The sequence below is a fragment of the Streptomyces sp. NPDC090499 genome, assembly GCF_044769305.1.
GTDB lineage: Bacteria > Actinomycetota > Actinomycetes > Streptomycetales > Streptomycetaceae > Streptomyces.
In genome coordinates, this window is record NZ_JBIVXP010000006.1 from 356,388 (window position 1) to 369,765 (window position 13,378).

A 13,378-nucleotide genomic window follows, 5' to 3' on the forward strand; every position below is an offset into this window, starting at 1 on the left:
CGGCGACTGGTCGGGGGCACCCCCTGACATGGGGTAATGTTCTTCCTGCACCCGGGCGATTAGCTCAGTGGGAGAGCGCTTCGTTCACACCGAAGAGGTCACTGGTTCGAACCCAGTATCGCCCACCCGAAACCGCGGCCCACCTGCGAGACGGCAGGTGGGCCGCGGTTGTTCTGTGCCGCGGGGAGGGCCGCCGGGCCGCGTTCGTGGCGGCGACGGCCGCCTCCGGCGGTCCGAGGGCGGCCGGGGCCGTGCGGCGGCGGTGGCGTGCGCAGGGCGCGACGATGCCTCCGCAGGGGCGCGAGCGGCCGGCTCTCAGGATCCCGCGCCCGCCCTCGGGGTCCCGCTCTTCCGGCGCCTGGAGTGCCAGGTGCTCGCGACCGCTGTCCGAGCGGCCGAGGGCGTGGACCGGGGACCAGCGGCTCCGTCGTGCGCCGTGCGGCGGGAACCGGCGCCGCCCGCCGGGAGCCCATACCTCCGACCATTACCTGCCCCGGCCCATCCCTCCACCCCTCTCGCCGAAGCCACCGAAGCCAACCCGTAACCGTCGCCTCCCGTGCGCCACTCCATGTTCGACCCCTCGGCCGCGCGTCTCTCACCTGCGACGTCGCCTGTCCCCGCCCTCCTGCGGTCGCGTCGCCCGGCCCCGCCCCGCCGGCCCCGCCCGCAAGAAAATCCTGTCCGAATCATTGACGCCTCACCGGGCCCTCCGTAACTTGTGCCAGCAAGCGCTTACTTGAAACGATTCATGCAGGCGTCGGCGACGCTGCGGGGAGGGGCCCGACTGTGGGAACCAGCAGGAATGTGGAGAGACGCACCATCCTGAAGGCGGCCGGGGCCTCGGCGGCGACGCTCGGGCTCGCCGCGACGGCCGGGTGCGGAGGCGGCACCGGCGCCGGGGACGGGACGGTGACGATCCGTTACTCGTGGTGGGGTGCCGAGGAACGCGCACAGAAGATCAACAAGACCATCGCGCTCTTCGAGAAGAAGCACCCGAAGATCAAGGTCAAGACCGACTTTCAGACGTATGCGTCGTTCTGGGAGAAGTTCCAGACCCAGGCGGCCGGCGGAAATCCCCCGGACGTTTTCCAAAATGCCGTCACCTTTCTCCGGAAGTACGACAAGCGCGGAATTCTGCTCGACCTCAAGTCACAGGTCCAGGCAGGAAATCTGAGCCTGGATCACTTCCGGGCCGGGGTGACCAAGGTCGGCGAGGTCGACGGAAAGCAGCTCGGAATCCCCGTCGGCTCCAACACCATGGCGCTGGTCATCGACAAGAAGGTCTACGAGAAAGCCGGTGTCGAGCCGCACACGGGCTGGACCTGGGACGACTACTTCAAGGCCCTGAAGACCATCCACGACAGGACGAAGGTCGCGGGGGACACCGGCTACTTCACGATCATGTACCTGTACGACCTCTACCTCCGCCAGAACGGCAAGGCGTTCTACACCGACGACGGACTCGGTTTCGACAAGGCCGACCTGACGGAGTGGTGGACCGACGGCTACAACCGCGTCAAGGCCGGCATCGTCACCGACCCGAAGACCGTGGCCCAGGACTTCCCCAAGTCCTCCCTCTCCGCCGGCCACGGCGCCTCCGAGTTCACCTGGGACAACTTCACCGTCCGCTACTCGGCGGAGGGCGACAGCACCTACGGCCTCGCCCCGATCCCGACCATGGACGGCAAGCACACCGGGCAGTACCTCGCCTCCCTGATGCTGAGCGCCTCCGCCCGCACCGCCCACCCGAAGGAGGTCGCGCAGTTCATCGACTTCATGGTCCACGACCCCGAGGTCGGCACGATCATGGGCTACGACCGGGGCATTCTCGCGAGCACCGAGCAGTACACGGCGTACAAGCCGACGGACGCGGTGAACAAGGAGATCGCCCAGTACGAGGACGACACCGCCAAGGCCGGTGTCCTCGGCACGATCACTCCGCACCCCTCCGGTGCCGACACCATCGAGGCCGCCTTCCTGCGCATCGGCGGCGACCTCGGCCAGGGCAAGACCAAGGTCTCCGACTCGGTGAAGCAGTTCTTCACCGAGTCCGAGGCCGCCTTCCAGGCCTGATGGGACCCGCCGTGACGCTCGTCAAGGACTCCCTGCCCGCCGCCCGCAGGACGCGTTCGGCCGCCTCCGCCACCACGGGGCGGCGGCCCGGCCGCCGGCGCGAGAACCTCGCCGGCTACCTCTTCATGTCCCCGTGGATCGCCGGCTTCCTGCTGCTGACCGCGGGCCCGATGGTCGCCTCGCTCTACTTCGCGTTCACCGACTACAACCTCTTCAACACCCCGAAGTGGGTCGGGTTCGACAACTTCACCAGGATGTTCGACGACCCCCGCTGGCAGAAGTCGGTGGAGGTGACCGCGAAGTACGTGGTCATCGGCACCCCGCTGAAGCTGCTGCTCGCGCTCGGGGTCGCGATGCTGCTGGCCCAGAGCCGCCGCGGGCAGGCCTTCTACCGGGCCGCCTTCTACGCCCCCTCGCTCATCGGCGCGAGCGTCTCGGTCGGCTTCGTCTGGCGGTCCCTCTTCTCCGACGACGCGATCGTGGACCGGACCCAGTCCCTCTTCGGCTGGCACGTCGGCGGCTGGGTCGGCAACGCCGACTGGGTGCTGTACTGCCTGGTCGCCCTGACCGTGTGGCAGTTCGGCGCGCCCATGGTCATCTTCCTGGCGGGCCTGAAGCAGGTACCGAGGGAGCTCTACGAGGCCGCCGAGATGGACGGCGCCGGACCACTGCGCAGGTTCTGGAACATCACCCTGCCGATGATTTCCCCGGTGCTGTTCTTCAACGTGCTGCTGGAGACCATCCACTCCTTCCAGATCTTCGGCTCGGCGTACGTCGTCTCCAACGGCAGCTGCGGACCGGCCGACGCCACGCTCGTCTACACCTGCTACCTCTACGAGCAGGGCTTCAAGAACGCCCAGATGGGCTTCGCCGCCGCGATGGCCTGGATGCTGCTGCTGGCCGTGGCCCTGGTGACGGCCATCCTCTTCTGGTCCCAGAAGAAGTGGGTGCACTACGAGGAGGACGCCCGATGAGTATTCCCGTCCTCTCCCGGAGACGCACCGGTTCCCTCGGCTGGCACCTCGGCGCCCTGCTGATCCTCGCGGTCATCCTCTACCCGGTGGTCTGGGTGATCGGCGCGTCCTTCAAGCCCAGCAAGGACATCGTCAACAGCCTCCAGCTGTTCCCGGCCCACCCGATCCTGTCCAACTTCAAGGGCCTCGCCGACGGCATAGCGGACATCAGCATCTGGACGTTCTTCCAGAACTCCCTCTTCTACGCCGTCGGTGCCGTCGTCGGCGTGCTGGTCTCCTGCTCCCTCACCGCCTACGCCTTCGCCCGTATCCGGTTCGCCGGCCGCAACCTGCTCTTCTCCCTGATGATCGGCACCCTGCTGCTGCCGTACCACGTGCTGCTGATCCCGCAGTACGTGATGTTCCAGAAGCTCGGCTGGATCAACACCTACATCCCGCTGCTGATCGGCAAGTACCTCGCCACCGAGGCGTTCTTCGTCTTCCTGATGGTGCAGTTCATGCGGAACCTGCCCCGGGAACTGGACGAGGCGGCGCGGCTCGACGGCTGCGGGCACTTCCGCATCTACTGGTCGATCGTGCTGCCGCTGTGCCGGCCCGCCCTCATCACCAGTGCGATCTTCACCTTCATCAACGCCTGGAACGACTTCATGGGCCCGCTGATCTACCTCAACGAACCCGGCAAGTACACGGTCTCGCTGGGCCTGATGATGTTCCGCGACTCCGACGGCGTCGCCGCCAACTACGGCGGGATGATCGCCATGTCCCTCGTCGCGCTGCTGCCCGTGCTGCTGTTCTTCCTCGCCTTCCAGCGCTACCTGATCGACGGAATGGCGACCTCCGGACTGAAGGGCTGATGACGTCGTGGCCGACGTGCGCGCAAAGCCGTCCGTCTTCGCGGAGCGGTTCGGGGTCTTCGCCGAGTGCCTGCTCACCGGGGTGTGGATCGCGGTCGCGTCCCTGGGGGTGGTCACCTACCCGGCGGCCTTCGCGGCCGGCGCCCGGCACCTGCGCCGCCGTACCGGGCAGGTGGCCGGTGGCCGGCGGGAGTTCGTGGCCGACTTCCGGGCCGCCTTGCCGGGCGGGTGGGTCGTCGGGCTCGCCGGCTGGGGTGCGGTCGCCGCCGCCTGGGTGGACGTCCAGGCGGTGCGCGCCGGGCTGCCCGGCGGGCCGCTCGTCGGTGCCGTGGGCCTGTTCGCGGTGATCGGCCTCGTGGTCACGGGGCTGCGCGCGGCGGCCGTCTGGGCGCCCGGTGACCGCTGGCGCACCCTGCTCGCGGCGGCCGGCCGCCGTACCGTCCTGGACCCGGGCGGATCCTTCCTGCTCGTCGGGGGAGCGGTCCTCGTGGTCTGTTCCGCCCTGCTCATCGCGCCGCTGGCGGTGCCTGTGCTGGGCGCCGTGACGGCGGCGGCCGTCGCGGTCGAGGAGCGGCACCGGCGACGCTGACCAGCCTCTTGTCAGGGGCGGCGCCTCCGGCGCCGTTCCTCTCTCTGTCATGCCCCTGACCATCTTGCACTCGCACGGAAAGGAAAGGCGGAAACATGTCTCCCATCCCTCGCAGGTCCCTTCTCAAGGCGGCGGCCGTCGCCGGCGCCGCCGCCCAGTTCAGCTGGGTGCTGGGTGCGAAGGACGCGCAGGCCGCGCCCGGAGCCGAGGCCGCCGACGCGGACCCGGTGACCCTGGACTGGCTGGAGGACGGCGGCCTCGGCGCCGCGCCCGGCTCGACCGTCGGCGTGCCCTGGCCGATGGGCGCGTTCCAGGAGGACCAGACCTTCGCGCTGACGGACGCGGACGGCAAGGACGTGCCCGTCCAGTCCTGGCCGCTCGCCTACTGGCCGGACGGCTCCCTCAAGTGGACCGCCCACGCGGTGAGTTCGGGGAGCGGGAAGCTCACCCTCGCGGCGGGCGACGCGGCCGCGCCCGACAAGAAGGTCACCGTCGACAGGAGCGGCGGCACCATCGACGTGTCGACCGGCGTGATCGCGGTGAAGATCGGCAAGAACGGCTCCACGATCATCAAGTCCGTCACCCGGGGCTCCACCGAGATCGCCAGGAACGGCCGGCTGGTCCTCATCCGCCAGCCCGAGGTCGAGGACGAGGACCAGGGCGCGGTCAGGACCGAGCGGTTCGACGGCGCGATCGGCTCCGTCACCGTCGAACAGGACGGCCCGGTCCGCGCGGTCGTCCGCATCGACGGCAAGCACCGGAAGGGAAGCCGGAGCTGGCTGCCGTTCTCGATCCGGCTCTACTTCTACGCGGGCGCCGACTCCTTCCGCATGGTCCACACGATCACCTACGACGGCACCCAGGAGCCGGGCAAGGCGAGCGGCGACTTCATCCGCGGGCTCGGCGTCCGCTTCGCGGTGCCGATGCGCGATGCGGCCTACGACCGGCACGTCCGCATCGGCGGCGAGGGGACGGGCCTGCTGCGGGAGGCCGTCCAGGGCATCACCGGGCTGCGCCGCGACCCCGGTGCGGCCGTGCAGGCGGCCCAGTACGCGGGCCAGAAGCTGCCCGACCCGGCCACCTGGGACCAGCGGGTCACCACCCGCCTCCAGTACATCCCGAACTGGGGCGACTACACCCTCTCCCAGCTCTCCGCCGACGGCTTCACCCTGCGCAAGCGCACGAAGAAGGGGTACGGCTGGATCCCGGCCGGCGGCGGCAAGCGGGCCTCCGGCTTCGGGTACGTCGGCGGGGCGAGCGGCGGATTCTCCTTCGGGCTCCGGGACTTCTGGCAGAAGTTCCCGGCCCAGCTCGACATCCGCGACGCCCACACCGACGAGGCCGAGATCACCCTCTGGCTCTGGTCGCCCGAGGCCCAGCCGATGGACCTGCGCTTCTACCACGACGGCATGGGCCAGGACACCTACGCCGAGCAGCTCGAAGGCCTCAACATCACCTACGAGGACTACGAGCCGGAGTTCGGCACCCCCTACGGCATCGCCCGTACCTCGGAACTGCTGTTCTGGGCCAACGAGACGACCCCGACACCGGAGGCGCTGGCCGACCAGGTCGACGCGGTCCGGGTGCTCCCGCAACTCACCGCCCCTCCCAAGCAGTTGATCAAGGCCAAGGTCTTCGGCCCCGGCCTGTTCTCCGAACCCGACCGCTCCACCGCCGCCAAGGCGAAGATCGAGGACCACCTCGACTTCCTCTTCACCTACTACAAGGACCAGGTGGAGCAACGCCGTTGGTACGGCTTCTGGGACTACGGCGACTTCATGCACACCTACGACACCGTGCGCCACCAGTGGCGGTACGACGTCGGCGGCTACGCCTGGGACAACTCCGAGCTCTCGCCCGACCTGTGGCTCTGGTACGCGTACCTGAGAAGCGGCCGCTCGGACATCTTCCGGTTCGCCGAGGCGCTCACCCGGCACACCGGCGAGGTCGACGTCTACCACATCGGCCAGTGGGCAGGGCTCGGCACCCGGCACGGCATCCAGCACTACGCCGACAGCGCCAAGCAGCAGCGCATCTCCAACACCACCTACCGGCGCTTCTACTACTTCCTCACCGCCGACGAACGCGTCGGCGACCTCATGGCCGCCAACGTCGACTCCGACGAGACCTTCCTCGTCCTCGACCCGCAGCGCAAGGTCCGCACCGACCCCTACACCCCCGACCGCCACGCCCTCTCCATCGGCTTCGGCACCGACTGGAGCGGCCTGGTCTCGGCCTGGCTGACCGAGTGGGAACGCAAGGGCCCCAAGTGGGAGAAGGCCAAGGCCCGCGTGCTGTCGACCATGGAGGGCATCGCCGCCCAGCCCAACGGCTTCGTCCAGGGCAGCGGCCTGTACGACCTCGACACCGGAAAGTTCGCCACCGCGGACACCCCGGTGGTCTCGGTATCCCACCTCTCCGCGGTCTTCGGCCTCAACGAACTCTGCGCGGAACTCATCTACTTGGTCGACATGCCGAAGTTCAACGAGGTCTACTTCGACTACTGCCGCTACTTCAACGCCACCAAGACCGAACAGGCGGCACGCTACGGCACCAACTTCGGCACCCTGCTGCTCTTCCAGGGCCACTCGCGGCTCGACGCGTACGCCGCCGTACAGACCGGCGACGCGACGCTCGCCAAGCGCGCGTGGACGAAGTTCTACAGCTCCGACGGCTACATGGAGTCCTCGCCGTGGCAGACCGAGCCGCTCTCCGGCCCGGTCACGCTCGTCGCGGGCAGCGAGGCGAGCTGGGTGTCCTCCAACGACACCGCGCTGTACGGGCTCGCCGCCATCGAGAACCTGGCCCTGCTCGGCGACAAGATGCCCTCGTAACGGGGGTGGGGGAGCGCCGTCGCACGGGCGGCGGCGCTCGTACCGGTGAGTGTGGTCCAGGTCACTCCATACGGGCATGAGTACGCGTACTCACTTCGGCCGGGCGGGCAGACTCTGGCCATGGACTGGACCCACTATCGCTTCCGCAGCCTGTGGTCCCTGCCGGTGCCGTACACCGTCGTCTACGACGCGCTGGAGCGGGTCGAGGACTATCCGGGCTGGTGGCCACAGGTGCGGTCGGTGAACCGGCTGAACGACACGACGGGGGTCATCACGATCCGCTCCGTCCTTCCGTACGACATGACGTTCACGGCACGGGAGACGCGACACGATCCGGAGGCCGGCGTGCTGGAGGCGGCGATGACCGGTGACATCGAGGGCTGGTCCCGCTGGACGGTCACCGCCGCCGGCGCCGGCACCCTCGCCCGCTACGACCAGGTCGTCGACGTGAACAAGCCGCTGCTGCGCCGACTCGCCGTCCCCGGGCGGCCGTTCTTCCGCGCCAACCACCGGTTGATGATGCGGTCGGGACGGCGCGGACTGCTCCGGCACCTCCAAGCGGTTTGAACGGAACCCGCCGGTACCTGTATCGTTCTCTCCGTTCCCGGGCGATTAGCTCAGTGGGAGAGCGCTTCGTTCACACCGAAGAGGTCACTGGTTCGAACCCAGTATCGCCCACCACCGGGAAGGCCGGTCCACATCAGTGGACCGGCCTTTTTGCCGTTCCGCGATCCGGCCGAACGGTGGACTCCGCGGCCCGTGCCCGTCCGCCTCTCGGCCGGCCGTGTCGGGTGTGCCTAGGCTGGCCCCGAGGAAGGGCGGTGCCATGGATGCTGATTCCCGGGTCAGGGCCGCGATCGAGGAGCACTGGCGGGCATCGGAACACGGGGACATCGAGGCCGAGCACGCCGTCTACGCCGCCAACGCGATCCTGGACTACCCGCAGTCGGGCGAGCGTTTCCGGGGCCGTGCGGCCATCGCGGCACAGCGCGGCGGCCACCCGGCCGACCGGCACTTCACCGTCCTGCGGATCACCGGCCACGCGACGCTGTGGGTCAGCGAATGCGTCATCACCTACGACGGAGTGCCGTCGTACTCGGTGAGCATCATGGAGTTCGCCGGCCTGCACGTGGCGCACGAGACGCAGTACTTCGCCGACCCCTTCGGCGCGCCGGCCCGACGGGTCGCGCTCGCGGAGCCGATGCCGGGACGGACCATCACGCGCGCCTGATCGGGCGGGGCGCCGTCGCCGGCGCCCCGCCCGTCACGCCGCCGCCGGCAGTTCCGGCCGCAGCGGCCAGTCCTGGTTCACCGTCTCCGGTGTGCCGCTGCGGGTGAACCACGCCTGGAGGCCGCGGGCCTGCGCCGCGTGCCAGGTCGTCTGCAGGGTGTGCAGCTCGGCCGGGGTCAGGCGCTCCAGGCGGGCCGCGAAACGGCGGCCCAGCGCCCGTACGAGCTCCAGGGACGCGAGCGCGTCCGCGCCCGCGTCGTGCGCGCCCTCGAGGGTGACCTCGTAGTGCGCGCACAGGTCGGTCAGGGTCCGGCGGCCCTTGCGGTAGCGGTCCAGATGTTTGTCCAGGACCCGGGGGTCGAGAACGAGCAGCGGGCTCGCCTCGAACCAGCGGTCCAGTGCGGACGCCCGGTGCCGGCGCAACTCCCGGTCCAGCAGCGTCAGATCGAACGGCGCGTTCATCACCACCAGGGGGCGGTGCATCGCCGCGTGCTCGGCCAGTTCCTCGGCTATCTCATGCATCACCGGCGCCGGCCAGCGGCCGTTGCGCTGCAGGTGTTCGTCCGTCAGCCCGTGCACCGCCGTCGCCGCTTCCGGCACCGGCACACCCGGGTTGACCAGCCAGCGGGTCACCCGGGGTCGGGTGCCCGGGGCGTCCTGGACGACGACCGCGGCGGACACGATGCGGTCGGTCTCCACGTCCACGCCCGTGGTCTCCGTGTCGAAGGCCGCCAGGGGCCCCTCGTACCAGCACGTCATGCCAATACAACTCCTCGTTCACCCACGGCAGGTGACGTTCCGTCTTCTGCCCGTTTGGTGATACCCGGGCCGTTTGCGGCGTACGCCGGAAGGACACAACAGGAGTGCGGGTCTTTGCAGTTCAGCGGCCCGCCACGGGGAAACTCTTTGGCTGGGAAGGCTTTTGGTCATGGCGATAGCGCAGCCCGAACGGGGCGGGCTGCTGCCCGAACGTACGGGCCCCCATCGCGGCACACTCGCGACCACCGCCTGCATGGAGACACTGCAGGTGGGCTATCTGCATGCCGTCGCGGCGGCGGCCGGCTGCTCGCTGTCGCAGCCGTTCCCGGACAACGGCATCGACTGGCACGTCAGCCACGGCTCGCCCGGTCACACCGTCGACGACGAGGTGACGATAAAGGTGCAGCTCAAGTGCACGTACCAGATCGCCCCCAACCCGCCGGGACGTTTCTTCTCCTTCACGCTGGACAACGACCACCTGCGCAAGCTCGCCCGCACACCGGTGTCGGTGCACAAGATCCTGGTGGTGATGCTGGTACCGCGCTCCCAGGACGACTGGCTGCGCGCCAGCCACGACCGGCTCGATCTGCGCCACTGCTGCTACTGGGTCAACCTGGCAGGGCACCCGATCACCGGCCGGCACCGGACCACCGTGCGCGTTCCGACCTCGCGCATCTTCGACGACCGGGCGCTCTGCGAGATCATGACGCGGGTCGGGACGGGAGGCAGACCATGAGGCACCGTCCGTACGAGGAGCAGCTGCGGGAGGTCCGGCCGCATCCCGACGATCTCCACGGGCCCCACTGGAACCGTCCCCCCGAGCCCGCCGAGGTCGACCCCGCCGTGCTCGGCGCCCTGCTGCGCCGGCACGGCTGGCAGCGGCGCGGGGGCGCACCGGGGCGCTACGGCCGCTGGACCCCACCCGGGCCGGGCAGCACCGGCACCAGCCTGCTGGTACCCGAGAGCCGCGCCTTCCCGGACAGTGACGACCTGCTCGGGGAGGCGCTCACCGCTCTCGTGCGCAGCGGCACGCCCGCCGCGCGTGACGTGCTGGTCGGACTCGCCGTGCCCAGCGACGAGATCCGCTGGTGGCGGGACGTGCCCAGCGGACCGGCGGACGCCGCGTCCTGGACGGTCGAGGAGCAGTTGCGCACCGCCGCCCGGCAGACCCTGCTGGCCGGCGCGCTCGCCACCCGTGCGCGGGCCGGCTACTACGGCGCCCGGCACAAGCGCGCCGCCGCCGCGATGCTGGAGTCCGTCCTCGTCGGCTCGGCGGACGGCGGGCGCGGCCTGGCCGCCTTCGTGCCCGTCGGCACCGGCCGGTCCCTCGCGGTACGCCTCCACCAGGCCCTGTACGCCGCCCGTGAGGCCATCGACTACCAGCGGGCCACCGGCGGCATGGACGCCTTCGACGGCGCCGTCGAGGCGGGCGTGAGCCGGGAGCTGACCGACGCCCTCGTCACGCTCGTGCGCGGCACGGAAGGCGCCCGCGTCTCCGTGGCGTGGGCGCCGGGCGCCGGGGTCCCCGACGACTGCGCGGCCACCCCGGAGCCCATCGAGTTCTCACCCGGCGACCTGCCGGTGCTGCGCGAGGCCGGTGCCCGCTACCTGCGCGACGAACCCTCGGTCGCGGTCCGGGTCACCGGCACCGTCGTCCGCATGCGCCGCTCCGAGCCGCGCGGCGAGGGCGCCGTACGGCTGCGGGTGATCGCCGGGGCCGAGGTGCCGTACGTCCGGGTCACCCTCGACGAGGAGGACTACCGGATCGCCGGGCAGGCCCATCTGGTGGGTCTTCCGGTGCGGGTGCACGGGCGGCTGGAGAGCCGGGGCGGCTTCCGGCGGCTGTCCGGCGCCTTCGGGGTCGCGCCGGTCCAGGTGGACGAGGCCGAACGGGACCGGCTGATGAAGTCGCTCCAGGAGAACCTCGACTTCTTCGAGGAGGCGTGCAGCGGCGACGACTGCGACTGACCGGGGACGGCGGGTAACCGTTTAGCGATCGACGGTGCCGGGTCGGTACGATCCGGTATGGCGTGCGCTCCTGGTACGGCGCCCGCATTCGTCTTCAGTCAGGAGAGACCGGTGTCAGACGTCCGTGTGATCATCCAACGCGATTCCGAGCGGGAAGAGCGCGTGGTGACGACGGGCACTACGGCCGCCGAGCTCTTCGCCGGCGAGCGCGCGGTCATCGCGGCCCGGGTGGCCGGTGAGCTCAAGGACCTCGCGTACGAGGTGCGGGACGGCGAGACCGTCGAGGGCGTCGAGATCTCCTCCGAGGACGGTCTCAACATCCTGCGGCACTCCACCGCGCACGTCATGGCCCAGGCCGTGCAGGAGCTGTTCCCCGAGGCCAAGCTCGGCATCGGGCCGCCCGTCAAGGACGGCTTCTACTACGACTTCGACGTCGAGAAGCCCTTCCACCCCGATGACCTCAAGGCCATCGAGAAGAAGATGCAGGAGATCCAGAAGCGCGGGCAGAAGTTCTCCCGCCGAGTCGTCACCGACGAGGCGGCCCGCGAGGAGCTGGCGGACGAGCCGTACAAGCTGGAGCTGATCGGCCTCAAGGGCTCCGCGTCCAGCGACGACGGCGCGGACGTCGAGGTCGGCGCCGGCGAGCTGACGATCTACGACAACCTGGACGCCAAGACCGGCGAGCTGTGCTGGAAGGACCTCTGCCGCGGTCCCCACCTGCCCTCCACCCGTCTGATCCCGGCGTTCAAGCTGATGCGCAACGCGGCCGCCTACTGGCGCGGCAGCGAGAAGAACCCGATGCTCCAGCGCATCTACGGCACCGCCTGGCCGTCCAAGGACGAGCTGAAGGAGTACCTCGACTTCCTCGCCGAGGCCGAGAAGCGCGACCACCGCAAGCTCGGCAGCGAGCTGGACCTGTTCTCCATCCCGGAGCAGATCGGCTCCGGCCTCGCCGTCTTCCACCCCAAGGGCGGCGTCGTCCGCCGCGTGATGGAGGACTACTCGCGCCGCCGGCACGAGGAGGAGGGCTACGAGTTCGTCTACACCCCGCACGCCACGAAGGGGAAGCTCTTCGAGACCTCCGGGCACCTGGACTGGTACGCCGACGGCATGTACCCGCCCATGCAGCTCGACGAGGGCGTGGACTACTACCTCAAGCCCATGAACTGCCCGATGCACAACCTGATCTTCGACGCGCGCGGCCGGTCCTACCGTGAACTGCCGCTGCGCCTCTTCGAGTTCGGGACCGTGTACCGCTACGAGAAGTCGGGCGTCGTGCACGGCCTGACCCGGGCCCGCGGCTTCACCCAGGACGACGCGCACATCTACTGCACCAAGGAGCAGATGGCGGAGGAGCTCGACAAGACGCTCACCTTCGTCCTGAACCTGCTGCGCGACTACGGTCTGACCGACTTCTACCTGGAGCTGTCCACCAAGGACCCGGAGAAGTTCGTCGGCTCCGACGAGGTCTGGGAGGAGGCCACCGAGACGCTCCGCTCGGTCGCCGAGAAGCAGGGCCTCCCGCTCGTCCCGGACCCGGGCGGCGCCGCCTTCTACGGCCCGAAGATCTCCGTGCAGACCAAGGACGCCATCGGCCGCACCTGGCAGATGTCGACCGTCCAGCTCGACTTCAACCTGCCCGAGCGCTTCGACCTGGAGTACACCTCCGCCGACGGCTCCAAGCAGCGCCCGGTGATGATCCACCGCGCCCTGTTCGGCTCCATCGAGCGGTTCTTCGCGGTGCTCCTGGAGCACTACGCGGGCGCCTTCCCGGCATGGCTGGCGCCGGTCCAGGCGGTCGGCATCCCGATCGGCGACGGACACGTCGAGTACCTGCAGAAGTTCGCCGCCGCGGCGAAGAAGAAGGGCCTGCGGGTCGAGGTGGACGCCTCCTCCGACCGGATGCAGAAGAAGATCCGCAACGCCCAGAAGCAGAAGGTGCCCTTCATGGTCATCGCGGGCGACGAGGACATGACGGCCGGCTCGGTCTCCTTCCGCTACCGGGACGGCTCGCAGGAGAACGGCATCCCGTTCGACGAGGCCATCGCGAAGATCGTGAAGGTGGTCGAGGAGCGGACCCAGGTCTGATCCGGCTG

Annotated in this window: 11 protein-coding genes and 2 tRNA genes; 12 read left to right on the plus strand and 1 reads right to left on the minus strand. The window is 69.6% G+C overall.

The genetic code is table 11. The features are described 5' to 3' along the window. Nucleotides 1–53 precede the first annotated feature (53 nt). The 9 genes from ACIQVL_RS24410 to ACIQVL_RS24450 all read left to right on the plus strand — a co-directional run bounded on the left by ACIQVL_RS24410 (nt 54) and on the right by ACIQVL_RS24450 (nt 8,555). A tRNA-Val gene (locus ACIQVL_RS24410) sits at nt 54–125 on the plus strand. 661 nt (nt 126–786) lie between these two features. Further along, nucleotides 787–2,073, plus strand: coding sequence for an ABC transporter substrate-binding protein (locus ACIQVL_RS24415; RefSeq protein ID WP_403476344.1), 1,287 nt, complete (start codon nt 787–789; stop codon nt 2,071–2,073). An 11-nt stretch (nt 2,074–2,084) separates the two neighbouring features. Then, on the plus strand, nt 2,085–3,047 hold the full coding sequence (locus ACIQVL_RS24420; protein ID WP_403476345.1) for a carbohydrate ABC transporter permease: 963 nt from the start codon (nt 2,085–2,087) through the stop codon (nt 3,045–3,047). Next, on the plus strand, nt 3,044–3,901 hold the full coding sequence (locus ACIQVL_RS24425) for a carbohydrate ABC transporter permease (protein ID WP_403429566.1): 858 nt from the start codon (nt 3,044–3,046) through the stop codon (nt 3,899–3,901). Before ACIQVL_RS24420 ends, ACIQVL_RS24425 begins: the two co-directional genes overlap by 4 nt. 7 nt (nt 3,902–3,908) lie before the next feature. Then, nucleotides 3,909–4,490 (plus strand): hypothetical protein, encoded by a 582-nt coding sequence (locus ACIQVL_RS24430; RefSeq protein WP_403429568.1) that lies wholly within the window; start codon nt 3,909–3,911, stop codon nt 4,488–4,490. A gap of 95 nt (nt 4,491–4,585) precedes the next feature. Beyond that, nucleotides 4,586–7,324, plus strand: a complete 2,739-nt coding sequence (locus ACIQVL_RS24435) for a Tat pathway signal sequence domain protein (RefSeq protein WP_403476346.1) — start codon at nt 4,586–4,588, stop codon at nt 7,322–7,324. Between the two features lie 120 nt (nt 7,325–7,444). Continuing rightward, a complete protein-coding gene (locus tag ACIQVL_RS24440) occupies nt 7,445–7,891 on the plus strand; it encodes an SRPBCC family protein (protein WP_403429572.1) in 447 nt (148 codons plus the stop codon). A gap of 39 nt (nt 7,892–7,930) precedes the next feature. Beyond that, a tRNA-Val gene (locus ACIQVL_RS24445) sits at nt 7,931–8,005 on the plus strand. A gap of 145 nt (nt 8,006–8,150) precedes the next feature. Continuing rightward, nucleotides 8,151–8,555, plus strand: a complete 405-nt coding sequence (locus ACIQVL_RS24450) for a nuclear transport factor 2 family protein (RefSeq protein WP_403476347.1) — start codon at nt 8,151–8,153, stop codon at nt 8,553–8,555. Between the two features lie 33 nt (nt 8,556–8,588). On the opposite strand, the gene ACIQVL_RS24455 is transcribed toward ACIQVL_RS24450, so the two are convergent. Next, nucleotides 8,589–9,314 (minus strand): 3'-5' exonuclease, encoded by a 726-nt coding sequence (locus ACIQVL_RS24455; protein ID WP_403429575.1) that lies wholly within the window; start codon nt 9,312–9,314, stop codon nt 8,589–8,591. 169 nt (nt 9,315–9,483) lie between these two features. On the opposite strand from ACIQVL_RS24455, the gene ACIQVL_RS24460 reads away from it, so the two are divergent. The 3 genes from ACIQVL_RS24460 (at nt 9,484) to thrS (ending at nt 13,370) form a co-directional block, all read left to right on the plus strand. Further along, complete coding sequence (locus ACIQVL_RS24460) at nt 9,484–10,050, plus strand: DUF4365 domain-containing protein (protein WP_093505297.1); 567 nt, start codon at nt 9,484–9,486, stop codon at nt 10,048–10,050. Next, nucleotides 10,047–11,282: a hypothetical protein gene (locus ACIQVL_RS24465; protein ID WP_403429577.1), complete on the plus strand. Its 1,236-nt coding sequence runs from the start codon at nt 10,047–10,049 to the stop codon at nt 11,280–11,282. The genes ACIQVL_RS24460 and ACIQVL_RS24465 overlap by 4 nt, the downstream gene beginning before the upstream one ends. 111 nt (nt 11,283–11,393) lie before the next feature. Continuing rightward, a complete protein-coding gene (thrS, locus tag ACIQVL_RS24470) occupies nt 11,394–13,370 on the plus strand; it encodes a threonine--tRNA ligase (protein WP_403429579.1) in 1,977 nt (658 codons plus the stop codon). Nucleotides 13,371–13,378 lie beyond the last annotated feature (8 nt).